The organism is Parahaliea mediterranea, assembly GCF_017255185.1.
Classification (GTDB): domain Bacteria; phylum Pseudomonadota; class Gammaproteobacteria; order Pseudomonadales; family Halieaceae; genus JAFKCZ01.
Genome location: NZ_JAFKCZ010000001.1, coordinates 221833 through 248828, shown reverse-complemented (window position 1 = coordinate 248828; position 26996 = coordinate 221833). Strand labels below are relative to the sequence as shown.

Below are 26996 nucleotides of genomic sequence, written 5' to 3'. Positions count from 1 at the left end.
GCGATACCCAACCAATTACAAGCGCTCGAGAATGGTGACATTGGCCTGCCCGCCACCCTCGCACATGGTTTGCAATCCATAGCGCCCGCCCGTGCGCTCCAACTCGTGCAGCAGCGTCGTCATCAGTTTCGTGCCCGTCGCACCCAGCGGGTGGCCCAGGGCGATCGCGCCGCCGTTCACGTTCATCTTCTCGTACGGGAATCCCGTCTCCTTCATCCACGCCATCGGCACCGACGCAAAGGCCTCGTTCACCTCCGCCAGGTCGATGTCCTCTAGCTTCATGCCAGCCTTCTTCAATGCGTAGGCCGTTGCCGGGATCGGCGCGGTCAGCATCCAGATCGGGTCCGCGCCGCGCACGCTCATGTGGTGAATGCGCGCCCGGGGTGTCAGGTTGTAGCGCTTCAGGGCCGCCTCCGACACGATCAGCACCGCCGAGGCCGCGTCGCAGGTCTGGCTCGATACCGCGGCGGTGATCGTGCCGCCCTCCGCCAGCGGATCCAGGTCCGCCATCTTCTCCATCGAGGTCTTGCGCGGCGTCTCGTCCATCGCCAATTGGTCCATGGCCACGATTTCGCGATCGAAGCGGCCCTCCGCGATGGCGCGCAGGGCGCGGGCGTGGGATTCCAGGGCAAAGGCCTCCATGTCCTCGCGACTGCACTGCCATTTGTCGGCGATCATCTGCGCCGAGTTGAACTGCGACACCGGGGTGTCGCCGTAGCGGGCCACCCAGCCCTGGCTGCCTGAGAAGGGGTCCTTGAAGCCCAGGGGCTCGGCGGCCAGCATCGCGGAAGAGATGGGGATGCTGGTCATGGTCTGTACACCGCCGGCCACGACCACATCGTTGACCCCGGCCATCACCGCCTGGGCGGCGAAGTGCACCGCCTGCTGGGAAGAACCGCACTGGCGGTCGACGGTGGTGCCGGGCACCTCGTCGGACAGGCCGGCGGCCAGCCAGCAGGTGCGGGCGATATCGCCGGCCAGGGGGCCGATGGTGTCGACGCAGCCGAAGATCACGTCGTCGTATTCGTTGTCGGGAATGGCGTTGCGTTCGGCCAGTGCTTTTAGCACGTGGGCGCCCAGGTCCGCGCCGTGCACCTCGGCCAGGCTGCCGCGGCGGCGGCCGGTGGGGGTGCGTACGGCGTCTACGATGTAGGCTTCTGGCATGGTGTGTTTCCTCGCTGTGCAATTATTCGGTGGTCGGTTGGCCGAATGAATTCGGCCCTACGGGGGCTTGGGCGTTCCGCCGGTGGCCGAATGAATTCGGCCCTACAGGGGGTAGACCGGTACATCTGTAGGGTCGAATTCACTCGGCCTATTGCCCCCGCAGGTTTCAAAATGTTGTACCTGCCCCCAGGACGGCGCCGTCGGCGAAGATGTGCTCCGCCACACGCTGTTTGTGAAAGCCGGTATCGCCGAAGGTGCCGGCCATGGCCCAGGCCTTCTTCATGAAGATGTGCAAATCCACCTCCCAGGTATAGCCCATGGCGCCGTGTACCTGGATGCTGTTCTTGGCCGCCAGGTTGGCCGCCTCGCAAGCCGCCAGCTTGGCGTGGGACACCGCGTGGGCGGCACGGGACTCGTCCCCGGCCAGGGCATAGGCCGCGCGGGTTACCGGGGCCTTGGCGTATTCCAGGCGCACGGCGACATTGGCCATGTGGTGCTTGACCGCCTGGAAGGTGCCGATGGGCTTGCCGAACTGCTGGCGTTCGCTGGTGTACTGCACCGAGAGATCGATCATGCGCTGGGCCAGGCCCAGGGCCTGGGCGGCCGCCCCCAGGGCGCCGCGATCGAGCACCGCCTGGTAAAGGGCCGCCGCCTGCTCGCCGGTGGCAACCGGCGGGACGCCCTCGGCGATATCGATGGCGTAGAGTTTGCGCGAGGGGTCCACCGAGGCGTTGTGACGCGCCTCGAACTGTTCCGGCGTCAGCAAGTAGAGAGCCTGGGGTTCGGCCCACAGCAACAAACCACACTGGGCGGCGTCCTCGGCCAAACCGTTTTCGGCACAGCCCACGGCAACGCGGGTGTCACCGGCCGCGATCTGCGGCAACCACTCGGCGGCAAGCTCCCCACCCAGTTGCGTAAGTACCGGCACCGCCACCAGGGCGGTGTTGACCAGGGGCTCGGGCAGGGCCACGTAGCCGCACTCCTGGGCCAGCAGTACGAAGTCCAGTTCATTCATGCCCAGACCACCGTGCTCCTCGGGCACGGTGATGCCGGTCAGGCCCATCTCGGCCAGTTGCCGCCACAGACCGTCGTCACGGCCGCTGTCGCTCTCCCAGGTACCGCGAATGCGCTCCGGGGTCACTTCGTTCACCAGGAAATCCCGCACCGAATCGCGGAACAGGAGCTGGTCTTCGCTAAAGGTAAAATCCATGATCAAAACTCTCTAATTCGTCCACCGAACGACAGGGATGCGATATTCGTCGCAGATTGAGGAAGCACCCCGCGCAGGGAGGGAGCGTATACGTCAATACGTGACCGACTGAGCAGGGAGCTGACAAAGAGCTGCGGTGAATAGCGCATTCCCCCTCCTATCGCGGCATGCCCAGCATGCGCTCGGCGATGATATTTCTCTGTATCTCATTGGTGCCGGCGTAGATCGGCCCCGACTGGGCGAACAGCCAGCCGTCCAGCCAGGCGCCCACGTCGCCGGCGTCCGGGGCGTGGGGCAGCAGTTCCGCGCGGGCGCCGAGGATGCTCAGGGCGGTGGCGTGCATGGCCTGGTCCAGCTCCGACCAGAAAATCTTGTTGGTGGAGGACTCGGCGCCGATCTTGCCGCCCTGGGTGAGGCGGCAGGCGGTCTCGTAGGTGGTCAGGCAATAACTCTCGGCGTCCATCCAGGCGCGCATTACCGCGTCGCGCACCGCCGGGTCGCGGTCGGCCTGCTCGCGGTTGGCCTGGTACAACTCCACCAAACGTCGGGCGGTCTCCTGGAAGCGGGCCGGCGAGCGCAGCATCAAGCCCCTCTCGAAACCGGCGGTGGCCATGGCCACGCTCCAGCCGGCGCCCTCGTCCCCCAGGCGGTTGCTGACATCCACTTCCACGTTGTCGAAGAAGATCTCGGCGAAGCCGGGCAGCCCATCCAGTTGGGGAATCGGGCGCACGGTAATGCCGGGGCTGTCCAGGGGCACCAGGATGAAGGTCAGGCCGCGATGGCGCTGGGAATCGGGGTCGGTGCGGAACATGCCGAACAGCCAATCCGCCCACACCGCGCGGGTGGACCAGGTCTTCTGGCCGTTGATGATGTACTTGTCGCCTTCGCGCTTCGCCGTGGAGCGAATCGCCGCCATGTCGGAACCGGCGTTGGGTTCGGACCAGCCCTGGGCCCAGACTTCCTCGCCGTTGGCCATCTTGGGCAGGATGCGCGCTTTCTGCTCCTCGGTGCCGTACTCCATCAGGGTGGGGCCGAGTAGGAAGATGCCGTTCTGGTTCACCCGCAGGGGGGCGCGGGCGCGGTAGTACTCCTCCTCGAAAATCAACCACTCGATCAGGTCGCAGCCGCGGCCGCCGAGTGCCTCGGGCCAGGTGACCATGCCCCAGCGGCCCTTGTTGAGGGTGGCCTCCCATTCGCGGTGCTGTTTAAAGCCCTCTTCGGTGTCGAAGGTTTGCAGCGGCTCGGCCGGGACATTGTCGGCCAGCCAGGCGCGAACTTCCTCGCGGAAGGCGTTTTGTTGGTCGGTGTAGGTCAGGTTCATAGTGTTTCGGTCATTCGTTGTGTCGGTGGTGGCCGAATGAATTCGGCCCTACAGGGCGAGAGTTCCCAGCCCACAGGGCGAGAATCGGTATCCGTCCCTGTTAGAATTTGGCATCGCGTTTTTCCACGAAGGCGTCGCGGGACTCCTGGGAGTCGCCCACGGTGTAGGCCTCCAGGGTGAAGCCCTGCTCCCAGCGGTACTTGTCCTCCAGGTTGCCGTCCTCGATACCGGTCAGCGCCTCCTTGGCCAGCTTGACCATGGCGGGGGATTTATCCGCGATTTTGCCGGCGATCTCCCGGGCGGTGGCGCGCAGTGCTTCCTTTGGCACGACGCGTTCAACGGCGCCCAGGCGGTAGGCCTCGGCGGCGTCGATAAACTCACCGGTAAAGTACATATAGCGCACCTTTTGCACCGGGAACATGCGCTGCAGGTGGGCGCCGCCGCCCATCGCGCCGCGGTCAATCTCGGGCACCCCGAAGCGGGCGCAGTCCGAGGCCACCAGGATGTCCGCGGCGCCGGCCATGCCGATACCGCCACCCAGCACGAAGCCGTGCAGGGCGATGATCACCGGCTTGGGGTTGCGGTGGATGGCGCGGAAGGTCTCGTAGTTGCCCTTGTTGACGTCCACGATGCGTTCCGGGTGGGAGGCCAGCTCCTTGATATCCACCCCGGCGCAAAAGCCCTTGCCCTCGGCGGCGATTAGGATCACCCGCACGGCGTCGTTGGCGCCCAGGGCATCGATCTCGCGGGCGATGGCAAACCAGCCTTCGCTGCTGAATGCGTTGACCGGCGGGTGGTCCAGGACCATCTCGGCGACGCCATCGGTGATAGTGGTGTTGAATACTGCGGTCATGGTTATGTCCTCGAACCTTTTCGGTTTGCCGGCGCAGTTGGCCGAATGAATTCGGCCCTACAGGGAAGAGGTGTTTCGCGTGTTGGCCGAATGAATTCGGCCCTACGGGGAAGAGGTGTTTCGCGCGTTGGCCGAATGAATTCGGCCCTACGGGGAAGAGGTGTTCCGCGCGTTGGCCGAATGAATTCGGCCCTACAGGGGCGAGGTGTTTCGCGTGTTGGCCGGATGGATTCGGCCGTACAGGGGCGAGGTGTTTCGCGTGTTGGCCGAATGAATTCGGCCCTACAGGGGCGAGGTGTTTCGCGCGTGGGTTGGATGGATTCGGCGCCACAAGGGGTGCGCCCTGGCCATGTAGGGTCGAATTCATTCGACCGCGGCGGAATGAATGACCCGAAAAAGAGGGGCAGGCCCTCCGCCCAACAGGGGAACATCCCGCGCGCCGGGCGCATGTATCGATTTAAGAGCCGGGTATCCATCACGGTGTCGGGCCGGGTTTATCCAGCCGGGTTGCGCGGGAAGCCAGGGCGGCCAGGCGCTGTTCCGCCTCGGCGACAATACTTCCGATCAGCTCCTCGCAGCTCAGCAGTTCATCGATCACCCCCGCCACCTGGCCACTGGGCAACACGCCCTGCTCGGGCTGGCCGTCCACCATGGCCTTCTGGATGATCATTGGCGCATTGGCGGACATGATGGCCTGGGCGGCGGTCAGGTCGCCGGCGCCGCGCATGGCCACGGCGGATTTCAGCAGGCTGGCGATGCTGGCGCCGGTGTGTTTGCGGAAGGCCAGGCCGTTGCGTACCGCGATCAGTAACTTCTTCAGGCCGCCCGCTTTTTCCAGGTCGGCCAGCAACTCGTTCATGATCATGCGCTGGGGCAAGCCGTCCATCGCCGTGGAGCGGATAATCTGCGCCGGGTCCTTGCAGGCCAGGTAGCGCTGCAAAGTGGCATCCGGCACCGGGCTCTCCCGGGTCAGCAGGAAACGCGTGCCCATGGCGATGCCGTCCGCGCCCCAGGCCATGGCGGCGACCAGGCCGCGGCCGTCCTTGAATCCGCCGGCGGCAACCACCGGGACCTTGTCTCCCACCGCGTCGATCACCTGGGGGATCAGCAGGGTGGTGGGCACGGCGCCGGTGTGCCCCCCGCCCTCGCCGCCCTGCACGGTCACCGCATCGGCGCCCAGCTCCACCGCCTTGACGGCGTGCTTGGGCAGACCCACGGTGGGCATGCAAACCACGCCCGCGTCCTTCAGTTTCTTGATGAACTCCGGGCCGGGGGAGCGGGAGTAGCTCACCGCCCGCACGCCGTGCCTGATCACCAGATCAACGATGTCCGCCGCGTTGGGCTGGTACATGTGGAAGTTGACGCCGAAGGGTCGGTCGGTCAGCTCCTTGACCCGCAGGATGTCGCGCTCCATCTCCGCTGGCGGAATGGTGGCGCCGGCGAGGAAGCCGAAGCCCCCGGCATTGCAGCTGCCGGCCACCAACCTCGGGTCCGCCACCCACCCCATCGCGGTCTGCACGATGGGGTAGCGGCAACCGAGCAACTCGGTCAGGCGTGTATCCAGGCTCATCGGCTCAACGCACTCCCGGCGGGTTGTCCTTGATCTGGTACGCGCGCTGGTTGTGCGGGTCCAGGCCGGCGATGATCTGCAGTTGCTCCTCGGTGGGTGCCGGGGTCACCGGAATGCCCTCCGGGATGCACAATTCGAAGCCGGTATTCTCCCGCACCTGATCCGCGCTCACCCCGGGGTGCAGGGAGAGGATGCGCAGCTGGTGGTCGGGGCCGCCGAAGTCCATCACGCACAAATCGGTAATCACGCGGTGGATGTCCACGTCGTCCAGGCTGTGCCCCTTGGGCAGGCGCGCCGGGTTGTAGCCGATGGAGGAGACGTAGTCGCACTCGCCGTCAATAAACACACGGGTGTTATGGGCCGGCACGAAGAAACTGTTGCGGTGGGAAATGGAGTTGCCGGGGAAGCCCCGCGCGCCCAGCATCATTACCTTGGGCTGCTGGTAGCTGCCGCCCAGGGCCGAGGTGTTGGACTGGCCGAAGCGATCGATCTGGGTCGGGCCCAGCATGGCGTGGCGCTTGCGGCTCCACACGTTGTCGAAGATGCGCGAGAAGCCCATCCAGCTCTCGTTGGCCTGCACGAAATCGTCGGGCCGCTTGCCCAGCGGGTTGGGCTCCGACAGCATAAAGGCCTCGGAGTCGGTCATCATCAGGTCCGGGTTGAAGGTCTTCATCGCCAGGCTGGCGGCCAGGCGCGGAACCACCCCGATGCCCGTGGCGAGCTTCTCGCCGTCGTCGCGGAAGGCCTCCGCCGCCGCCACGATGCACAGTTCGGCGAGGGTGTAGTCAGTTGCTGCGGTCATGGTGTCTCTCCTCGGCCGATCAGTAAGTGGGCAGGGCGATGTTGCGGATGGCGTCAAGGCCACCCACCCGCTCCTGGTATTCGGCCTCGGAGGCGCCCAGGAACTGCTCGGTGTAGGCGGCAAAACCGCCGTCTTTCGCGGTGCCGGTGTAGGCCTTGAAGTGCGGCACGTCGAAGCCGTACTGCGGGTTGCAGGAGGTCGGGTGGGCGCCCCCGGGGATTTCCACCACGGCGTCGGTGATCGAACGCTCCCAGAACACCTGCCGCGCGCGCGCCGGGTCCTGGAAGTAGCTGGTGTCCACGACCTCCTCGCAGGACACGATGGTCTTGCGCGCGGCGCGGGCGATCCAGTCGTCCAGGTAGTGATCCGGGCCCTCGATCTGGCACACGCCCCGGGCGTCGGCGCGGTCGGCGTGGATCAGCGCCACGTCCAGGTTCAGGGCGGGCATGGCGACCCACTCCTTGTCGTCGTAGGGGCTGTCGATCACCTTGATGTCGGGGTTGTGGGTCAGGATATCGGTGCCCAGGCCCACCTCGGTGGGAATGAAGGGCAGGCCCCAGGCGGCGGCGCGCAGGCCCAGCAGCATCATGCCCTCGTCGATTTCCATCACCTCAATGGCGCCGGCTTGCCGCGCCTGGCGGAAGTAGGGTTCCAATGGGATGAAGTCCAGGGAGACAAAGGCGAAGATCACCTTTTTGACCTTGCCCGAGGCGCAGAGCATGCCCACGTCGGCGCCGCCGTAGGCGACAATGGTGAGATCCTTGAGATCGGAGCGCAGAATTTCACGCACCAGGGCCATCGGCTTGCGCCGGGGTCCCCAGCCGCCAATGCCCACGGTCATGCCGTCCGAGATTTGTGCCACCGCCTCGGCGGGGCTGATACGCTTGTCCATAATAATTCCCGTTACCTAAAAGGGTTCCGACTTTCCAAACTGCCATTCCTGCCGGAATGACGCCCCTGTAGGGCCGAATTCATTCGGCCAAATAGGCCAGGCCAGTACGCACTGGCTGGCCGAATGAATTCGGCCCTACACGGAGACTGAGTTCCTCACTTCACGATCCGCGCCATGCGGTAGTCGTGCTTGACAAAATTCACCCCCAGGGTGCTCTCGGTGCGACGCACCCCCTCGATGGTGCCGATGCGGCTGTGCACAAACTCCGCCAGGTGCTCGTTGTTGCGCACCATGGTGATGGCCAGCAGGTCCGAGCGACCGAGCATTTCGCCGACGAAACCGAGTTCGGGAATCGCCGCCAGCTCCCGCGCCACCGCGCGCACCTGGTGGGTGCGCTCCACCTCGATCCAGATATAGGCCAGGCTGGCGTCTCGGAAGCGGTCGATATTGGTCACCGCGGTGATGCGGATCTGGCGCTGCTCTTCCATGCGTTTGATTCGCGCGCGCACGGTGCCCTCGGTGACGCCCAGCTCCGCGGCGATCTGGCGATTGCTGATGCGCGCGTCCCGCGACAGCCACTGCACGATGTCCCGATCCAGTCCGTCCAGCTGCCGGCGGCTCACAGCGGCACCCAGTCGGCCTGGTTCTTGAGCACGTCCACCGCCAGCGAGGGCGTGAGCCGGCGCACACCGGGAAGGCCCGCCAGGCGCTCGGACAGCAGGGTATGCAGGGCGCCCTGATCCTCGGCCACTACCAATGCCTCGATATCGTGAGTGCCCACCACCACGTTCACCGAGAACACCTCGGGGATCTCCGCCATATCGCGGGCGACGCTTTCCGGGGTGCGGTTTTCCACCTGCACGCCCACCGCCAGCAGCATGTTGTAGCCAGCGGCCTCGATATCGGTCACCGCCACCACGCGCATGGTGTTGGAGTCCTCCAGGCGCCGCACCCGCGCCCGCACCGTGGTTTCGGTGACCCCCAGCTCCCGGGCGATGGCGCGAAAGGGCATGCGCCCGTCCTCGCGCAGCAGCGCAATAATGCGGTGATCCACCTCGTCCAGCTGCGGGTGAGCCTCAACGGCCGCTGCGGTACTCACGCTTTCGCTTCCCCGGCGGCCAGCTCGCGCAGTTCGTTCTTCAATACCTTGCCCCCCGCGTTCATCGGGAAGGCGTCCAGGAAGCGCACCGAACGGGGCACCTTGTAGTTGGCCATGTGCTGGCGCGACCAGGCGATGACCGCCGCCTCGTCGAGGTCGGCGCCGGAGGCCGCCACGATGTAGGCCCGGGCCACTTCGCCCATGCGCTCGTCGGGCACGCCGATCACCGCCGCCCGGGCCACCCCCGGCATGTCGCACAGGGTGTTTTCGATTTCCGCCGGGTAGCAGTTGAAGCCGCCGACGATGAACATATCCTTGAGGCGGTCGGTAATGCGCACGTAGCCATCCTCGTCCAGCACGCCGATATCGCCGGTCCGCAGCCAGCCGTCCGCGGTGATGGTCTGGGCCGTCGCCTCGGGATTGTCCAGGTAACCCTGCATCACGTTAAAGCCACGGCACCAGATCTCCCCCTCGGTACCCGGGGGCACGCTGTCGCCTCCAGCGTCCACGCATTTCATCTCCACCCCGGCCATGGCGCGACCGGAGCTGTGGGAAATGCGCTCGGCACTGTCGTCCGGCCGGCAGATCGATACCACGCCACAGGTCTCGGTGAGGCCGTAGGCGGTCACCACCGCCTGGAAGCCGAGCACCTCGCGCATCTGCTCCACCAGCTTGACCGGCACCGGCGCGGCGCCGGTCACCGCCAGGCGCAGGCTGGAGAGGTCGTACTCCGCGCGCTGGGGGTGGGCCAGCAAGGACTGGTAAATGGTGGGCGGACCCGGGATCATCGACACCCGGTCGCGGGCGATCTGCTCCAGCACGGCGTCGAGGTCGAACTGGCGCACCGGCAGGATTTTCGCGCCGCAAATAATGGCCGACAGCCATCCGGCCTTGTAGCCAAAGGTGTGGAAGAAGGGGTTGATGATGAGGTAGTTGTCCTCGGCGCGCAGCCCCACGGTGTCGCTCCAGGTCGCGAAGGCGCGAATATTCTGGCCGTGCGCGGTGACCACACCCTTGGGCTTGCCGGTGGTGCCGGAGGTGAACAGGATATCCAGGGTGTCGTCGGGGCTCAGCGCCGCCGCCCGCTCTTGCACTTCCGCATCCGGTGTCTGGGCCGCCCGCGCCAGGAAATCATCCCAGGACAGGCTCCCCGGGTGCCGCCCCTCCAGCATGACCATGCCCTGCAAGTCCGGCAAAGACTCTCCGGCCAGGGTTTCCGGGTAATTCACACCCAAAAAATCCGGCACCGTAAACAGCCAGCGCGCGCCGCTGGCGCGCAATATATAGCCTGCCTCACCGCCCTTTAGCCGGGTATTCAGCGGCACCATCACCCCACCGAGGGTCTGGGCGCCCAGGGCGGCCAGGATCCACTGATACATATTGGGGGCCCAGATGGCGATTCGCTCGCCCTTTTGCAGCCCCATCGCCGCCAGTGCGCCGGCCACCTGCCTGCGCGCGGCGTCCAGGGCCCGGTAGCTAAGCTCCACCTCGCCGTCGCGGATCGCCACCCGCTCGCCGTGGATGGCGGCGGCCTCGGCGACCAACTGCGGTACGGTTTTCATTCCACCGCTTTGTGATTCAGCACCCGCTGCGCGCATTCTGCGGCCTCCCAAGCCAATGTGACGGGTTGTAGATGACAAATATAGATGGCCTTCCGGGCCCCAACAAGCACAATGCGTAATATTTTTCTCAATAATCTACGCATAGTGCAAATAGTTGTATACCCGCCTATACCGCCCCCACGCCCCCTCTGGCACCATGAATGCCTCGCAAGCGCCGGCGTAAAAAAGCCGGATCACGACAAAAGGAGTAGTTTGCATGAACCCAACAACCGTCCGCCGGAGACTGGCTTCCGCCGTCGCCGTGGCCTCCGGCCTTCTGCTGCCAATCGCCGCCCTGGCACAGGGGCTCGAAGAAGTGATCGTCACCGCCCAGAAACGCAGTGAATCGCTGCAGGACACCCCCATCGCCATCAGCGCCTTCAACAGCGAGGCCATCGAGAACATGGGGCTCAATAACGCCAAGGACATCGGCCTGGCCAGCCCCAGCCTGCAGACCCCGGCCTACCCCACCACCAGCAACAACCTCGGCTTCTTCATTCGCGGCATCGGCAACGCCGACTCCATCATCCTGACCAAGGACAACACTGTCGGCGTCTACTACGATGGCGTCTACGCCGGGCGCCACACCGGCGTGTTGTCGGACCTGGCCGACCTGGAGCGCGTGGAAGTCCTGCGCGGCCCCCAGGGCACCCTGTACGGCCGCAACACCACCGCCGGCGCCATCAGCTTCATCACCAAGAAACCGAGCGGGGAGTTCAGCCTCGACCAGACCTTCAGCCTGGGCAACTACGGCTACCAGCGCTCGGTGACCAGCGTCGACCTGCCAACGGTTGCCGGCGTCAAATCACACGTGGACCTGACGTTTACCGAGCGCGACGGCTGGGTGGAGAACGGCGGCGCCGGCCAGGTGCCGGGCGGTGACTACAACGATTTCTACCTGGAAGACAAACAGGGAATTCGCATCGCCCTGCGCTACGACCAGATCGACCGGCTGGTGGTGGACTACAGCTTCGACTACTCCGACATGGACACCACGTCCCCCTACTTCCAGTACTCCGGTGCAACCGGCGCCGGCATCAGCGCCGCTGGCGGCGATATCGTGGCCAGCTACCGCGAGCGGGTGGAGAAAACCTACGACGCCAAGACCGGCCAGCGGCGCGCCTATCACCTGCCGCTGACCACCACCCGGGCGCGCGGTCACTCGCTGACCGTAAGCTACGACATCAACGATTTCCTCACCTTCAAATCGATCACCGGCTACCGCGCCTTCGACGACAACCTGTCGCAGAATTTCGCCGATTCCTTTGGCGGCGCCTCAGGCCTGGAGGTGAATACAGTTACCGAGCACGAGCAGTACACCCAGGAATTCCAGCTCTCCGGCTCCAGCGCCAGCTGGAAATACGTCGGGGGCCTGTACTATCTAAAAGAAGAGGGCAGTGCGGCAGAGCGACAGTACCTTGATCGCACGCTGGTGGAATCCACCGGCATCATCGCCTTCGACAGCAGCGGCCCCTGTGTATCCGGCGCCTTCGGCGCTCCGCCGCCGGTGTGCAACGTGCTCGATCCAAGCTTCTACCCCGCCTACCTCGGCGAGTTCACGGTGGATAGCGAAGTGGAGTCCTACGCCCTGTTCGGCCAGGCTACCTGGACCCCGGATATTCTCGACAACCGCCTGGACCTGACCTTCGGCGCGCGCTACACCCAGGACGAACGCACCGCTACCCGTACCACCGACGGCCTGCTGTGGAACGCCTTCAACCCGGGTGACAACGGTTCGGACATCAACCAACCGGACTGGAGCGCCACCGCGGACTTCCGCTGGACAGACCAGGTTTCGACCTACGCCAAGGTCTCCACCGGCTTCCGCTCCGGGGGCTCCAGCCCCAAATCCCTGGATTTCTCCCAGACCTTTGACGAGGAAACACTGGTCAGCTACGAGCTGGGGCTGAAATCCGAATTGCTCGACAACCGACTGCGCCTCAACGCCGCCGTGTACCAGACCGAAATCGAGGACATCATCCTCGACTACCTCCCCGACCCGGTGAACGCACCCAACATCGTGGACATCTTCAATTCCGGCGAGGCGGAGATTCGCGGCGTGGAACTGGACATACTCGCGGCGATCACCGACAACTTCCAGATCGGCATCAACTACGCCTACCTGGATTCGGACATCTCCGACGCGGTATTCCCCGACGGCTCCGACCGCACCGACACCACCGTGCTGGTGTGGGCGCCGGAAAATGCCTACAGCCTGGTGGCCGACTACTACCTGCAGCTGGATTCGCTGGGCGAGCTGAAGGCGCACCTGGACTACGCCTGGCAGGACGAGCAGTACGCCCTGGCCAATACCGACGCCGGCGAGGTACTGGTGGGTGACTACGGCCTGCTGAACGCCCGGATCAGCCTGGACTACGTGCAGCTACTGGGCGGCGAGTGGCAATTCGCGGTGTGGGCCAAGAACCTGACCGACGAAGACAACGTCAACTACCGCATTGGCCAGACCTCCACCACCTACCTGCAGCCGCGGACCTGGGGTGTGGACCTGAAATTGCGCTACTAAAACAAAGGGGGACGGGTACCAATGGCACCTACTTAACCGTTGTAGGGCCGAATTTATTCGGCCATTGATGCCGTCAGCACCCTTTTTGGTCGAATTAATTCGACCCTACAGAGGGCAACATACCCTGTCCTTGACTTAAGTAAGTACCATTCGGGACGGATACCTATTTTCTATCCAGGAAATAGGTACCCGCCCCCGTTTTGGGGTTAGGCGCCGGGGAACTGGAAGTCTTCGAATTGCTTGCGCAGCTCGACTTTCTGGATCTTGCCGGTGGCGCCGTGGGGCAGCTCGTCCACGAACTGCACCGCGTCCGGTACCCACCACTTGGCGATCTTGCCATCGAACCAGGCGAGCATCTCCTCGGCGGTGAGGTCCTGGCCCTCCGGGCCGCGCACCACCACCAACAGCGGCCGCTCGCTCCACTTGGGATGGTAGTGGCCGATGACCGCGGCTTCCGCCACCTTGGGGTGGTCGGTGGCCACGTTCTCCACCTCGATGGACGAGATCCATTCACCGCCGGACTTGATCACGTCCTTGGTGCGGTCGGTGATGGCCACGTAGCCATCCGGGTCGATGGTGGCCACGTCCCCGGTCTCGAACCAGCCTTCCTCGGCGTGGGCATCGCTGCCCTCCAGTTTGAAATAGCTGGAGCAGATCCACGGACCGCGCACCTTGAGCGAGCCATAGGCCACGCCATCGTGGGGCAGCTCATCACCCTTTTCATCGACGATCTTCATCTCCACCCCGAACACCGGCCGCCCGGCCTTGAGCCGCAGTTTGGCGAAGCCCTCGGGGCTGTGACGGTCGCGGGTGGCGGCGCTGGCATTGACCGAGCCCAGGGGGCTCATTTCGGTCATGCCCCAACCGACCCTCGCCTCCACGCCATAGCGCTCGAAATCCTCCTGCACCGACAGCGGGCAGGCGGCGCCGCCGACAACCACGCGCTGGAGCGATTCGATCGTTCTACCGGAAGCCTTGAGGTAGGCCAGCAACGCCAGCCACACAGTGGGCACGCCGGCGGACTGGGTGATCCCCTCCTCGTTGATCAGGTCGGCCAGGGTCTCGCCGTCGCCCATTTTGGCGCCCGGGAAAACAATCTTGGCGCCGGCCATGGGGCAGGAGTAGGGAATGCCCCAGGCATTGACGTGGAACATCGGCACGATCGGCAGCACGACATCCTCCCGGGACAGGCCCAGGGCGTCGGGCATCATCGAGGCGTAGGCGTGCAGCAGGGTGGAGCGGTGGGAGTACAGCACGCCCTTGGGGTTGCCGGTGGTGCCCGAGGTATAGCACAGGGCGCAGGCCTCGTTCTCCTCGAGCGCCGGCCACTCGAATTCACTGCCGTGCTGCGCCAGTAGGGTCTCGTAGCACAGCACCCCCTCCAGCCGGGTCTCGGGCATGTGTTCCTCGCTGGTCAGGGCAACCCAGCCCTTGACTCCCGGGCACTGCGCGGCGACACCCTCGACCAGGGGCAGGAAATCCAGGTCGAAGAAGACGTATTGGTCCTCGGCGTGATTGATGATGTAGACCAGCTGCTCGGGGAACAGGCGCGGGTTGATGGTGTGGCAGACATAGCCGCTACAGGCCGAGGCGTAATAGGTCTCGAAGTGGCGGTAGTCGTTCCAGGCCAGGGTGGCGATACGATCGCCGCGGGCCAGGTTCCAGCCGGCCATGGCATTGGCCAGCTGCCGGGCGCGGGCGAAGGCCTCGCGGTAGGTGTAGCGGTGCCGCGGGTTGTCACGGGTCACCGAGACAATCTCACCGCCGCCGTTGAAGCGCTCGGCGTGCTCCATTATCGCGGTGACCGTCAGCGGGGTGTCCATCATTAGACCATTCATGGAAGGTGCTCCGGTTTTCTGTAATTGTTAGGCTGAAACGTCGATTATCTCAGGCGGGACGGCTGCTAACTGTCGCTTGGGCGACGTAATTCCCAGGTGTCGTCGGCATGGTGATGGGCACGCTGCTCCTGCCGCAGCTTGATCAGGTGCGCCGCCAGCGACAACTTGGCCCACTCGTGGCGCGCCTCGTCGACATCGTCGTACACCGCCTTGACCAGCGCGTCAGTGTCGGCCCGGCCCAGCTGCCCCAGCCCCGCCACCACCTTGCGCTCGCGCTTGAGGCGGTGCTCCACCAGGTGCTCGACTTCCTGGCGGGGATCGAGGATCAGCTCGCCGTGCCCCGGGGCGATGTGCCGCAGCGGATAGTCGAGCAACAGGCGCAGGGAGTCGATGTAGGCTTTCATGTCGCCTCCCGGCGGCACGATAACCACCGTGGACCCCTTCATGATGTGATCCCCGGCAAACAACATGCCCTCCTCTTCCAGCAGGAAGCAGAAGTGGTTGCTGACATGGCCCGGTGTATGCAGCGCGCGCAGGGAAAACTCCGGGGCGCGCAGCAGGTCGTCGTGCTCGAGTACCCGTGTGGGTGCGAAGCTGTCGTCCTGGAAGCGGTCATCCGCCGGCAGGGCGCCCAGAACCTCGGCGCCGGAGGCCTCCGCAACCGCGCGCCAGGCGGGGGAGTGGTCCGGGTGGGTGTGGGTGCAGATGACCCAGCGAATACGCCCGGCTCCGGCCTCCAGGATGGCGTCGATGTGCTCGTCGATGGCGGGACCGGGGTCCAGCACCGCGACCTCGTCGCGCCCGAGCAGGTAGGTGTTGGTGCCCGGGCCGGTCATCAGCCCGGGATTGGGCGCCACCAGGCGCCGTACCCGCTCGCTGAGCGCGAAGGGTTTACCGTGCTCCAGCATCGCTACGAGACCAGGTTATGGATTGGCGCCACGGGATCGACGTCGGCCTCGTAGTCCACGCCGTCTACCTCGAAACCGAACAGCTGCAGGAATTCGCGTTTATAGCCGGCGAAATCGGAGACCTCGTTAAGATTGTCGGTATCGATACGCGACCAGATATCCGCTACCGTCTCCTGCACCGCGGGCGCCAGCTCCTTGCCGTCGGCGCGCAGGCGGCCCTCGTCGTCGAGCAGCGGCTCACCGCCGTAGAGCGAGTCGCGGAACAGCCCGTCGACCTGCTCGATACAGCCCTCGTGCACGCCCTGCTCCTTCATCACCTTGAACAGGATGGCCAGGTAGATGGGCATGGCGGGAATGGCGGCACTGGCCTGGGTGACCACCGCCTTGAGCACCGAGACCCGGGCGTCGCCACCCTTTTGCGCGAGGCGCTCGCGGATATCGATCACCCGCTTGTCCAGGTCCTGCTTGGCCGCGCCGATGGTGCCGTGCCAGTAGATGTCCCAGGTGATTTTTTCACCGATATAGGTATAGGCGGTGGTCTTCGCGCCCTCCGCCAGCACACCGGCCTCATCGAGGGCCTCGATCCACATCTGCCAGTCCTCGCCGCCCATCACCGCGACGGTGTTATCGATCTCCTCCTGGGTGGCCGCCTCCAGGTGGTAATCCTGGATCTCGCCCTTGTCGGTATTGACCCCCCGCTGGGTGGTGGCCTGGCCGATGGGCTTGAGGGTGGAGTTGTGCACCACGCCGGTTACCGGGTGCAGGCGCCGCGGGGCCGCCAGGCTATAGACCACCAGGTCCACCTGGCCGAGATCGGCGCGAATGGTGTCGATGGTCTTTTGCTTGATCTCGTCGCTGAAGGCATCGCCGTTGATGCTCTTGGCGTACAGGCCCTCGGCCTCGGCGTACCGGTGGAAGGCCGCGGAATTGTACCAGCCGGCGGTGCCCGGTTTCTTTTCGCTGCCCTCTTTCTCGAAGAAGATTCCCAGGGTCGAGGCGCCGGCGCCAAAGGCGGCGCTAATCCGCGAGGCCAGGCCGTAGCCGGTGGAAGCGCCGATCACCAGTACCCGTTTGGGACCGCCGTCGATCGGGCCGCGGGCTTTCACGTAGTCGATCTGGGCGCGCACATTGGCGTCGCAGCCGGCGGGATGGGTGGTGGTGCAAAGGAAACCGCGGACGCGGGGCTTTATGATCATCGATTGCTTCCTGATACCAAACTTGTCGGATCACCGGGCTAGAACCGGTTTTGGCGAGTTTAGCACAGGGGGATGTCGAACCCGATGGTTGGTAGTGGATCGCGCGCGGGCAGTGAAGGCGGGCCGGTTTGGTCGGGCCGGTTTGGTCGGGCTGGTTTGGTCGAGCCGGTTTGGTCGAGCCGGTTTGGTCGAGCCGGTTTGGTCGAGCTGGTTTGGTCGGGCTGGTTTGGTCGGGCTGGTTTGGTCGGGCTGGTTTGGTCGGGCTGGTTTGGTCGGGCTGGTTTGGTCGGGCTGGTTTGGTCGAATGAATTCGACCCTACATGGGGGTTTGAGCTGCCCGCTGTAGGGTCGAATTCATTCGACCGACCCCTCCGGCGTTGCCCACGGCCCGCCCCCTGCGACCGACCTCAGCAGTGATCCGGCAGGTTGGTGATCCACAGGGTCTGATAGGGCCGCAACTCGAGTTGCTGGTCCCGCGACCCGTAGACCTCGCCGCCGATCAGGTCCATCCACTGGTGGGAGTCGATCAGGTTGATGTCCATCAGGTTCAGCGCCTGCGGCTCGCGACTGATATTGGAAATGCAGAACACACTCTGGCGGCGGTCCATGCTCTGGCGCCAGAAACCCAGCACCGCGGTGCCCAGGTGCAGGGTGAACTGGGTGGCGTTGGGGTGAAAGGCGGCCTGGCGACGGCGGATGGCCAGCAGCGCCTTCAGCCGCCGAAATACCTGGCTGTGGCTGCTATCGCCGTCCGCCAGGGCTTCCTGCAGCAGGTCCAGGTCCCACTGGTGGCGATTGATGGAGCGTGCGTGCCCGGTGTGCTCCACGCGCTGGTAGTCGTTGCGGGTACCTAGCAGGCTGTGCAGATAAATCCCGGGGATGCCCTCCAGGCCAAGCATGACCGCGTGCGCGCAGACAAAGCGCTCCAGCCCCCACTCGTCGGGCCCGGCCACGGTACCCTGCAGGGCGTCGAACAGGGCGATATTGATTTCGTAGGGCCGGGACTCGCCGTTTTCCAGGGCGCGGTAGGACACGTGCCCACCGAAGCGCTGCATCGCCTGGATCAAGCGGTCCAGCTCCTCGTCCGACAACAGGCCCTCCGCCGGCCGCAGGCCGATCCCGTCGTGAGAGGCGATGAAGTTGAAATAGGCGGTACCGTTCTGGGCCGGCGGCATCGCCATCACCCACTGCTTCAGGTAGCTGCAATCGCCGGTGACCAGGGTATTCAGCAACAGCGGTGGCAGCGAGAAATTGTAGACGCAGTGGGCCTCGTTGGCGTTGCCGAAGTAGGACAGGTTCTCGCGATTGGGGATGTTGGTCTCGGTGATCAACATCGCGTCCGGCCGGGCGTGCTCCACCAGGGTACGCAGCAACCGCACCACTTCGTGGGTCTCCTCGAGGTTGAGGCAGCTGGTTCCCGGCACCTTCCACAGGAAGGCCACCGCGTCCAGGCGGAAGATCCGCACCCCCGCGTCGAGGTATTGACGCACAATGCTGACAAAAGCCTTGAGCACCTCGGGGTTGCGAAAATCCAGGTCCACCTGGTCGTGACTGAAGGTGCACCAGACATGGCGCGTGCCCTCACTGGTTTCAACCTCCCGCAGCAGGGGCGAGGTGCGCGGCCGCACCACCGCAGACAGGTCCTCCCCGGGGTCGGCGGTAAAGAAGTAGCCGCGCCCCGGATCCTGGCCCTTGACGAAATTCTCGAACCACAGGCTGCGGCTGGAGCAGTGATTGATCACCAGATCGGCCATCAAGTCGTAATCCGCCGCGATCGCCTCGATATCGCTCCAGTCGCCGAGCGCCTCGTTGACACTGGAGTAGTCCAGCACCGCAAAGCCGTCATCGGAACTCCAGGGGTAAAAAGGCAGGATGTGCACGCCCTTGAGCAGCCGGTCGGTGTTTTCATCCAGGAAGCGCTTGAGGGTGGCCAGGGGCTTTTCGTCACGCCCCAAGAGACTGTCGCCATAGGTTATGAGGACCGCGTCGCACTGGTTCCAGTGATTGACGTGCTGCAGCGGCGGCGCCTGCTCCGGCGGCAGGCGCATGATATCCAGCAATGCCGCCGCCAGGCCCTCCGGGGAGGCACCCAGCGGGCTGTCGTGATAGATAGCCTGGATGTGCTGCGCGACCCGGTCGCGCAGCGCGGCTCCCGTCTCCCCCTGCATCACTTCACTCCACGCCTCACGCCGCGAATTCAGCGTTGTCCCGCTCCACCGCGTCCAGCAGGCGCTCGAGGATATCGGGGATCGCGCTCTGTACCCGGCTCCAGCTGGGAATGAAGGGGCGCTCCATGGGGCGGTCGAGGAAGGCCTCCCCGGCCTTCATGATGTTCTGGGCGAACAGCTCCACGGCTTTCTCCTCGTTGTGGATGTCCAGGGTGAGACCGTTCATCACCGCGTCATTGTGGTAGGTCTCCACAAAATCCAGCGCGATGCGGTAATAGGTCGCCTTGAGGGAGCGGAAAGTCTCGGTATTGAAGGTCACGCCGCGAGTGGCCAGTTTTCGGAACAGGGCCTTGGCGATGTCGGTCGACATCTTGGACAAGCCCTTGCTGGCATCCTCCGCCGACAGGTCCTGGTGCTTGTGATCGTAGACATCGGCGATGTCCGCCTGGCACAGGCGGTTGTTGGCGTAGTTGCGGTACATCTCCGACAGCACACCGATCTCCAGCCCCCAGTCACTGGGAATGCGAATGTCATTGAGCACGTCCCGGCGGAAGGAGAACTCCCCCGCCAGCGGGTAGCGAAAGCTGTCCATGTACTCGATAAACTCCATGTCTCCCAGGGTTTTCTTCAGCGCTCGCAGCAGCGGCGTCACCAGCAGGCGGCTGACCCGGCCGTTGATCTTGCCATCCGCCACCCGGGCGTAGAAACCCTTGCAGAACTCGTAGTTGAACTGCGGGTGCGCCACCGGGTAGATCAACCGCGCCAGTAGCGAGCGGTCGTAGGTGAGGATGTCGCAGTCGTGCAGGGCCACCGACTCGGTGCGCTGGGAGGCCAGGGTATAGCCCATGCAGTACCAGACGTTGCGCCCCTTGCCCAGCTCCCGCGGAGCGAGGTCGAAACGCTGCAGCTCCGCGTCCAGGGCCTTGAGCCGGGGACCCTCGTTCCACAGTACCCGGTGATGCTGCGGCAGGCGGGCGAAGAACGCCAGGGCCTTGCGGTATTGCGCCTCGTCGGCGCGGTCCAGGCCCACCACCACCTCCGACAGGTAGGGGACAAGCTCCAGGTGGTCGAGGATACGCGGCAGGGCCTCGCCCTCCAGTTCGGAGTAGAGCGAGGGCAGGATCAGGCCCATCGGCCGGCGCCGGGCGAAGCCGGTCAACTCCTCCTCCAGCGCCGACAGGGGGCGATCGGACATGTTGTGCAGGGTAGTGATGATACCGTTCTGGTAGAAATCGCCCATGGGATAGTCCTCGTCAGTTGCCGGTATCGCCGCGCAGCCAGGTGGCGACACCCTCGGCCCAGCCCGCGGGCCCGGTGGCGCGGGAGCGAATCACCCGCGACCCGCGCCGCAGCTGGGGAAAGTCGTGCACCGGCGAACGCACCAACAGCGCGGTGCCGGCGGCCTCCAGCATGGCGCGATCGTTGTCGCCATCGCCCGCCGCCAGGTCATCCACCGGCAAGCCCGGCTCGCGCTCCCGGTAGCACGCACGCAGCCATTGCAGGGCCCGGCCCTTGTCGCTGTCGCCGCTCACCGACAGGAAGCGCCCGCCCCTCAGCACCGTGGCGCCGGCGGCCTCCAGGGCCGCGACGAAGCGCTGCTTGCGCGATTCGCGGCCCAGCCAGTGCACCGGCTCGCTGTATTCGCGCTCGTTGGCCTGGCGCGCGCGGGCCTCCGGCAGGCCGGTGAGCTGCATGATCCCCGGCGTGCCCAGGCGAAAGAAGTGCTGGAATTCGCCACCGTAGTCCCCCTCCAGGGCGGACAACAGCTCCAGCCAGCGGGCCCGCGGGGGTGCCAGTTCACGTATCCAGTAGCCGCCGCTGACCCGGGTGCCGTCGGGCCGGCTGGCAAAATAGTCCTCGGGGATAAACACCGCCGCGCCGTTTTCCACGATGAAGGGATGGCGATTGCCCAGCTCCCGGCGCAACTGCTCGACCTCCGCCCGGGTCTTGCTGGTGGCCGGGATCACCGGTATCGCCATGCGGTCCAGGGCGCGCAGCCTCGGCATCGCGTCCGCGTAGCTGTAACTGTGGTGGTCCAGCAAGGTGCCGTCCAGATCCGTAAACACCAGCCGCTGTCGATCGTCGCCGGGCATCAATGACCCTCCCGCAGCACCTGCCGCTGCTCGTCGAGGACATAGAGATAGTCCACGCGAGAGGGCAGCGTGGCCAGCGCGACCTCGGTCAGGCGCTGGTAGTACTGGACGAAGCGCGCCACGGCGGCGGCATCCATGGTCTTCTCCAGCGCTCCCGGGCCGAGCCGCTGGCGCAGCTTGTCCTCCTGCTCCCGGCGCCAGCGCAGCACGCAGTCAAAAGACGGCGCCTTGAGCATGATCCACTGGTCCACCAGACGGTAGACGGGCGGAAAATCCCTGGCCAGTACCGCATTGACGTGCTTGCGCCAGATACCCGCGGCGTCCTCGTCGCGCTCCAGCGCATTCTCCGGCCGCGCCAGGCTCTCCGCCGGCTGGGCCTCCACGCCGAGACACCAGCCCTCGAGCAGCACCACATCCAGCGGCAACTCCACCCGCTCCCAGTCGGCTTGCGGACAGCGGTCGTCCCTGGCCTTGTCGAAGCGCGGAATGGCCAGCTCGCCGGCTTCCGGCGATAGCGCCCGCCGCAGCGTGCGCAGCATCAATGCGTTGTCGTGGGTGCCGGGTACTCCCCGGGTGGCGAAAAGGGGGTGCACGGTGTCGGCCAGGGTCCGGCGCGCCGCGCGGGTCAGGTAGAAGTCGTCCAGGGACAGGGCGGCGCAGCGCAAGCCGTGATCCCGCTCGAGAGACTGGCGGAGATAGTCGACCAGGGTGGTCTTGCCCGACCCCTGGCTGCCGTTCAGCCCATAGAGCACCGGTCGGGCCGCGCTTTTTTGGTGCGCGGCAAGACGGGCCGCCAGGGGGGCGAACCATTGTTGTGCGGCCTCGAGATAGGCCGCACCGAGCTGGTGCTCCCGCAGAAAGGCCTGTTGCCAGTCCGGGCCCCTTTCACCGCCGTAGTTGGCCACCCTCGCCACCCGATTGCCGCCGATTCCATTACACACAGTATTGCAGCAGCACTATTCATGCCAAGTGTGAAATGCCCTGCGGGGCGGCTGTTCGCCTTGCAGAGAGTTCCGCCGGGGCATTGTAAGGTCGAATGAATTCGACCCTACAGGGAGCACGCCCTCTCCCCGTGTGGGGGTCGAATTTATTCGACCGCGGCTTTGCGCCTTGCAGAGAGTCCCGCCGGGGCATTGTAAGGTCGAATGAATTCGACCCTACAGGGAGCACGCCCTCTCCCCGGGGTGGGGTCGAATATATTCGACCGCGACGCCATGCATTGTGCCCAACAGGGTTAGCGCATCCAGCCCGGTGCGGGTTTGAACTCAATCTCCCGCGGCGCCGAGAATGCCCCTAAGGGACCGGGCCCTCACAGCAGCAGCTTGCGGATATCCCCCAACAGCCCCACCAGCTGGGTGCAGAAGCGGCCGGCGTCGCCGCCATTGATCACCCGGTGATCGTAGGACAGCGACAGGGGCAGCATGGTGCGGGGCTGGAAGGCCGCGCCATCCCACCGCGGCTTGGTCTCCGCGCGCGACACCCCCAGGATGCCCACTTCCGGCGCGTTCACGATGGGCGTGAAGCCGGTGCCGCCGATACCGCCCAGGCTGGAAATGGAGAAGCAGCCGCCCTGCATCTCCGCCGGCTTGAGCTTGCGGTCGCGGGCCCGCGCGGCCATGTCCAACACCTCTTCCGCCAGTTGCCACAGGGTTTTGCGGTCGACGTCGCGGATCACCGGCACCACCAGGCCCGCCGGGGTATCCACCGCCATGCCGATGTGGATGTACTTCTTGTACACCAGCTCCTCGCCGTCGACGGACAGCGAGGCGTTGAACTTGGGGTTGTCCCGCAGCGCCACGGCACAGGCCTTGAGCAGGAAGGGCAACGGCGTCAGTTTGGTGCCGCGCTTTTCCGCCTCGCCCTTCATGGCTTTGCGGAAGGCTTCCATCTCGGTGATATCCGCCTCGTCGAACTGGGTCACGTGAGGCGCATTCAGCCAGTTGCGCTGCATGTTGCGGGCGGTGAGCTTATCGAGCTTGCTGCGCGGCACCACCTCCACCTCGCCGAAGGCGGCGAAGTCCACCTCGGGGATCGGCGGGATACCGGCGCCGGCCGCCGCGCCGGACTTGCCGGTCAGGGCGTCCTTGACGAAGGCCTGCACATCCTCCTTGAGAATGCGCCCCCGGGGGCCGGAGCCACTGACATTCTCCAGCTCGACACCCAGCTCCCGGGCCAGCTTGCGCACCGCCGGGCCGGCGTACACCGCGCCGCCGTTACTGGCGGCGCCCGCCGCGGGCGACGCACCCGCCGCGGAGGCCCTGTCCGGGACCGCGGGCTTGCGGGGCCCGCCCCCGGCCTCGGCAGGCTGCGGGTCTGGCTCCGGTTTTTTCGCCGGTTTTTCCACCTGTGCGGAACCGGCGACCTTGAGACGCAAAAGGTCGTCGCCCTGGCGGACGCTGCCACCTTCCTTGACCAGGATCTCAACCACCTCCCCGGCCTCCGGCGAGGGCACTTCCATCGACGCCTTGTCCGACTCCAGCACCACCAGCGAGTCGCCCTCGGCGACGCTGTCCCCCACCGCCACGCTGATCTCGATCAGGTCGACCGCGTCGTCGCTGCCGATATCCGGCACCGGCACCACGGTTTCACGCGCCTGCGCGACGGCTTCGGCGGGGGCCTCCCCGCCCCCGACGGCCCCGCCATCGCTGGCATTGTCACTGGCACTGTCATCGGCCTTAGCACCGGCCTGCGCGGGCGCCACTTGCGCCGCCCCCGCCTCGTCGGCTTTGTCGGCTTCGTCGCCCGAATCACCGCTGTCGCCGCCACTCTCGCTTTCGACCTCGAGCACCAAGATGGGCGATCCCTCGGCCAGCTCGTCGCCCTCGGCGACCAGCAGTTCCACCACTTTGCCGGCGTGGGACGAGGGGATTTCCATGGAGGCCTTGTCGGACTCGAGCACAATCAGCCCCTGCTCCACCTCCACCGAGTCGCCAACGGCCACCAGCAGCTCGATGACCTCGGCGCCCTCGGCGCCCCCGATATCCGGTACTGTCACTTGTTGTTTCGCCACGTGCGGTATCCTTTTAAACCTGGAATTGCGGGTTGCTTGCCATCGGCTAGACGGACAGCGGATCCACCTTGTCGGGGGAAACGCCCAGGGTGCGCATGGCTTCGGACACGACCGAGGCCTCCAGCTCACCGTCGTCGGCCAGGGCCTTGAGCGCGGCCACCACCACGTATTCCCGGCTCACCTCGAAGAACTTGCGCAGCTTGTCGCGGGTATCCGAGCGCCCGAAACCATCGGTGCCCAGAGTGGTGTAGCGCCCGGGCACAAACTGCCGCAACTGGTCGACGTAGGACTTCATGTAATCCGTCGCCACCACGGCGGGGCCCTGCTGCCCCTCCAGCTGCTGGGTCACATAGGGCACCCGCGGCGTGTCTTCCGGGTGCAGCATGTTCCAGCGCAGGGCGGCCTTGCCCTCCCGCTGCAATTCGTTGACGCTGGTCAGGCTCCAGATATCGGCCATGACCTTGTACTCCTGCTCCAGGATCTGGGCCGCGGCCTCCACCTCGCGCAGGATGGTGCCGGCGCCCATCAGCTGCACCCGCGGCCCCTTCTTCTTCGGCCCGCGCTTGAGCAGGTACATGCCCTTGACGATGCCCTCCTCGACCCCCTGGGGCATTTCCGGCTGGTTGTAGTTCTCGTTCATCGTGGTGATGTAATAGAACTTGTTTTCGCCCTCCTGGTACATGCGCCGCAGGCCGTCCTGGATGATCACCGCCAGTTCGTAGGCGTAGGCGGGGTCGTAGCTGACGCAGTTGGGGATGGTGCTGGCCAGCAGGTGGCTGTGGCCGTCCTGGTGCTGCAGGCCCTCGCCGTTGAGCGTGGTGCGCCCGGCGGTGGCGCCGATCAAAAAGCCCCGCGCCTGGGAATCGCCCGCGGCCCAGGCCAAATCGCCGATGCGCTGGAAGCCGAACATCGAGTAGAAAATATAGAACGGCACCATGGGGTAGTTGCTGGTGCTGTAGGAGGTGGCCGCCGCCAGCCAGGCCGAGAACGCGCCCGCCTCGTTGATACCCTCCTCCAGGATCTGGCCCTTCTGGTCCTCTTTATAGAACATGATCTGGCCGGCGTCCTGGGGTGTATAGCGCTGCCCCACCGAGGAGTAAATGCCGAGCTGGCGGAACATCCCCTCCATGCCGAAGGTGCGCGCCTCGTCGGGCACGATGGGCACCACGCGCTCGCCGATTTCCTTGTCTTTCACCAGGCTCGACAGCAGGCGCACAAAGGCCATGGTGGTGGAGATCTCGCGCTTGCCCGAACCCTTGAGCTGGTTGTCGAAGGCCGACAGCTGCGGCGTGGTCAGCAGTTCCGGCTGGCTGCGCCGGGCGGGTATCGAACCGCCCAGCTCTTCCCGGCTCTGTTTCATGTAGCGCATTTCGGGGCTGTCCGGCGCCGGGCGGTAGTAGGGCACGTCCTTGAGCTCGGTGTCGGAAATGGGGATACCGAAGCGGTCGCGGAAGGCCTTCAGGCTGTCCATGTCCAGCTTTTTCAGGGAGTGGGTTTCGTTGTTGGCCTCCCCGGCCTCGCCGGTGCCGTAGCCTTTCACGGTCATCGCCAGGATCACCGTGGGGCGCTCGTGCTGGGCCACCGCGTTGGCGTAGGCGGCGTACACCTTGTAGGGGTCGTGCCCGCCGCGGTTGAGGTACATGATGTCGTCGTCGGACAGGTCCTCCACCAGCTTCAGCGTTTCGGGGTACTTGCCGAAGAAATGCTCGCGGGTGTAGGCACCGCCATTGTACTTGTAGTTCTGCAACTCGCCGTCGCAGACCTCGTCCATGCGCTGCTGCAACAAGCCGGTTTCGTCCCGTTCCAGCAAGGGGTCCCACTTGCGGCCCCAGATCACCTTGAGTACATCCCAGCCGGCGCCGCGGAACACGCCCTCCAGTTCCTGGATGATCTTGCCGTTGCCGCGCACCGGTCCGTCCAGGCGCTGCAGGTTGCAGTTCACCACGAAAATCAGGTTGCCCAGCTTCTCGCGGCCGGCCATGGAGATGGCACCGAGGGATTCGGGCTCGTCGCATTCGCCGTCGCCCATAAAGCACCACACGTTGCGATCGCCGTGATCCAGCAGGCCCCGGCTCTGCTGGTACTTCATCACGTGAGCCTGGTAAATGGCCTGTATCGGCCCTAGCCCCATGGATACCGTGGGAAACTGCCAGTAGTCGGGCATCAGCCAGGGGTGGGGGTAGGAGGACAGGCCATTGCCATCCACCTCGCGGCGGAAATTATCCAGCTGCTCCTCGCTCAGGCGCCCCTCGAGGTAGGAGCGGGCGTACATGCCCGGCGCGCTGTGGCCCTGGTAGAACACCAGGTCGCCGGGGTGGCCGCCCTCGGTGCCGCGAAAGAAATAGTTGAAGCCGACATCGTAGAGCGTGGCGCTGGAGGAGAAGCTGGAAATATGCCCACCCAGGCCCTCGTCGTTGTCGTTGGCGCGCATGACCATGGCCAGGGCGTTCCAGCGCACCAGCGAGCGGATGCGCCGCTCCATGAACAGGTCCCCGGGCATGAGCTTTTCATCGGCGGGGGAGATGGTATTGCGAAACGGCGTGGTAATCGCGGTGGGCAGCCGTACACCGGTTTCGGTGGCGTGTTTGGCCAACTCGCTCAGCAGCCAGCTGGCCCGCTCGGGGCCGCTGAACTTCAGGACAGAATCGAGCGCCTCCAGCCATTCCCGGGTTTCGATGGGATCCTTGTCTTCCGTCATACCGATGTCGCTCCTGAAGTCATTGCGCGTGTGGCCGCCACATAAGTCC

The 26996-nt window shown here is 65.3% G+C and carries 20 protein-coding genes; 1 reads left to right on the top strand and 19 read right to left on the bottom strand.

From position 1 onward, the window contains the following. Positions 1-15: 15 nt before the first annotated feature. The 10 genes from JYP50_RS01045 to JYP50_RS01000 all read right to left on the bottom strand — a co-directional run bounded on the left by JYP50_RS01045 (position 16) and on the right by JYP50_RS01000 (position 10473). Entirely contained in the window at positions 16-1164 is a 1149-nt protein-coding gene (locus tag JYP50_RS01045) for an acetyl-CoA C-acetyltransferase (RefSeq protein WP_206558595.1), read from the bottom strand. Positions 1165-1330: 166 nt separating this feature from the next. Further along, on the bottom strand, positions 1331-2374 hold the full coding sequence (locus JYP50_RS01040) for an acyl-CoA dehydrogenase family protein (RefSeq protein ID WP_206558594.1): 1044 nt from the start codon (positions 2372-2374) through the stop codon (positions 1331-1333). Between the two features lie 157 nt (positions 2375-2531). Then, positions 2532-3695 (bottom strand): acyl-CoA dehydrogenase family protein, encoded by a 1164-nt coding sequence (locus JYP50_RS01035; RefSeq protein WP_206558593.1) that lies wholly within the window; start codon positions 3693-3695, stop codon positions 2532-2534. A 100-nt stretch (positions 3696-3795) separates the two neighbouring features. Then, positions 3796-4548, bottom strand: coding sequence for an enoyl-CoA hydratase family protein (locus tag JYP50_RS01030; protein ID WP_206558592.1), 753 nt, complete (start codon positions 4546-4548; stop codon positions 3796-3798). Positions 4549-5023: 475 nt separating this feature from the next. Then, positions 5024-6118: an NAD(P)H-dependent flavin oxidoreductase gene (locus JYP50_RS01025; protein ID WP_206558591.1), complete on the bottom strand. Its 1095-nt coding sequence runs from the start codon at positions 6116-6118 to the stop codon at positions 5024-5026. Positions 6119-6122: 4 nt separating this feature from the next. After that, positions 6123-6920: a CoA-transferase subunit beta gene (locus JYP50_RS01020; protein WP_206558590.1), complete on the bottom strand. Its 798-nt coding sequence runs from the start codon at positions 6918-6920 to the stop codon at positions 6123-6125. 19 nt (positions 6921-6939) lie between these two features. Beyond that, positions 6940-7812 carry a CoA transferase subunit A gene (locus JYP50_RS01015; RefSeq protein ID WP_206558589.1) on the bottom strand — a complete coding sequence of 291 codons (873 nt, stop codon included), beginning with the start codon at positions 7810-7812 and terminating at the stop codon, positions 6940-6942. Positions 7813-7967: 155 nt separating this feature from the next. Next, positions 7968-8435 carry an AsnC family transcriptional regulator gene (locus tag JYP50_RS01010; RefSeq protein ID WP_206558588.1) on the bottom strand — a complete coding sequence of 156 codons (468 nt, stop codon included), beginning with the start codon at positions 8433-8435 and terminating at the stop codon, positions 7968-7970. Beyond that, positions 8432-8911 (bottom strand): Lrp/AsnC family transcriptional regulator, encoded by a 480-nt coding sequence (locus tag JYP50_RS01005; protein WP_347136698.1) that lies wholly within the window; start codon positions 8909-8911, stop codon positions 8432-8434. Before JYP50_RS01005 ends, JYP50_RS01010 begins: the two co-directional genes overlap by 4 nt. Beyond that, positions 8908-10473, bottom strand: a complete 1566-nt coding sequence (locus tag JYP50_RS01000; RefSeq protein ID WP_206558587.1) for a FadD3 family acyl-CoA ligase — start codon at positions 10471-10473, stop codon at positions 8908-8910. Before JYP50_RS01000 ends, JYP50_RS01005 begins: the two co-directional genes overlap by 4 nt. A gap of 256 nt (positions 10474-10729) precedes the next feature. Here JYP50_RS01000 and JYP50_RS00995 point away from each other — a divergent pair, with 256 nt between their 5' ends. Beyond that, complete coding sequence (locus JYP50_RS00995; RefSeq protein ID WP_206558586.1) at positions 10730-13036, top strand: TonB-dependent receptor; 2307 nt, start codon at positions 10730-10732, stop codon at positions 13034-13036. Positions 13037-13242: 206 nt separating this feature from the next. On the opposite strand, the gene JYP50_RS00990 is transcribed toward JYP50_RS00995, so the two are convergent. From JYP50_RS00990 to aceE, 9 genes are all read right to left on the bottom strand, one after another. Then, entirely contained in the window at positions 13243-14874 is a 1632-nt protein-coding gene (locus JYP50_RS00990; RefSeq protein ID WP_206558585.1) for a long-chain-fatty-acid--CoA ligase, read from the bottom strand. A gap of 65 nt (positions 14875-14939) precedes the next feature. After that, positions 14940-15782 (bottom strand): MBL fold metallo-hydrolase, encoded by an 843-nt coding sequence (locus JYP50_RS00985; protein WP_241262684.1) that lies wholly within the window; start codon positions 15780-15782, stop codon positions 14940-14942. Between the two features lie 2 nt (positions 15783-15784). Continuing rightward, the gene (fabV, locus tag JYP50_RS00980; RefSeq protein ID WP_206558584.1) at positions 15785-16978 is read right to left on the bottom strand and encodes an enoyl-ACP reductase FabV; all 1194 of its coding nucleotides are present in this window, start codon (positions 16976-16978) and stop codon (positions 15785-15787) included. A gap of 407 nt (positions 16979-17385) precedes the next feature. Further along, complete coding sequence (locus tag JYP50_RS00975; RefSeq protein WP_206558583.1) at positions 17386-19146, bottom strand: sugar phosphorylase; 1761 nt, start codon at positions 19144-19146, stop codon at positions 17386-17388. Positions 19147-19162: 16 nt separating this feature from the next. Beyond that, on the bottom strand, positions 19163-20386 hold the full coding sequence (locus tag JYP50_RS00970) for a glycosyl transferase (protein ID WP_206558582.1): 1224 nt from the start codon (positions 20384-20386) through the stop codon (positions 19163-19165). Positions 20387-20399: 13 nt separating this feature from the next. Continuing rightward, complete coding sequence (locus JYP50_RS00965) at positions 20400-21239, bottom strand: HAD-IIB family hydrolase (RefSeq protein ID WP_206558581.1); 840 nt, start codon at positions 21237-21239, stop codon at positions 20400-20402. Beyond that, positions 21239-22144: a zeta toxin family protein gene (locus JYP50_RS00960; protein ID WP_206558580.1), complete on the bottom strand. Its 906-nt coding sequence runs from the start codon at positions 22142-22144 to the stop codon at positions 21239-21241. Before JYP50_RS00960 ends, JYP50_RS00965 begins: the two co-directional genes overlap by 1 nt. A 404-nt stretch (positions 22145-22548) precedes the next feature. Next, positions 22549-24249: a dihydrolipoyllysine-residue acetyltransferase gene (aceF, locus tag JYP50_RS00955; protein ID WP_206558579.1), complete on the bottom strand. Its 1701-nt coding sequence runs from the start codon at positions 24247-24249 to the stop codon at positions 22549-22551. Positions 24250-24295: 46 nt separating this feature from the next. Next, complete coding sequence (aceE, locus tag JYP50_RS00950) at positions 24296-26947, bottom strand: pyruvate dehydrogenase (acetyl-transferring), homodimeric type (RefSeq protein ID WP_206558578.1); 2652 nt, start codon at positions 26945-26947, stop codon at positions 24296-24298. Positions 26948-26996: the final 49 nt, after the last annotated feature.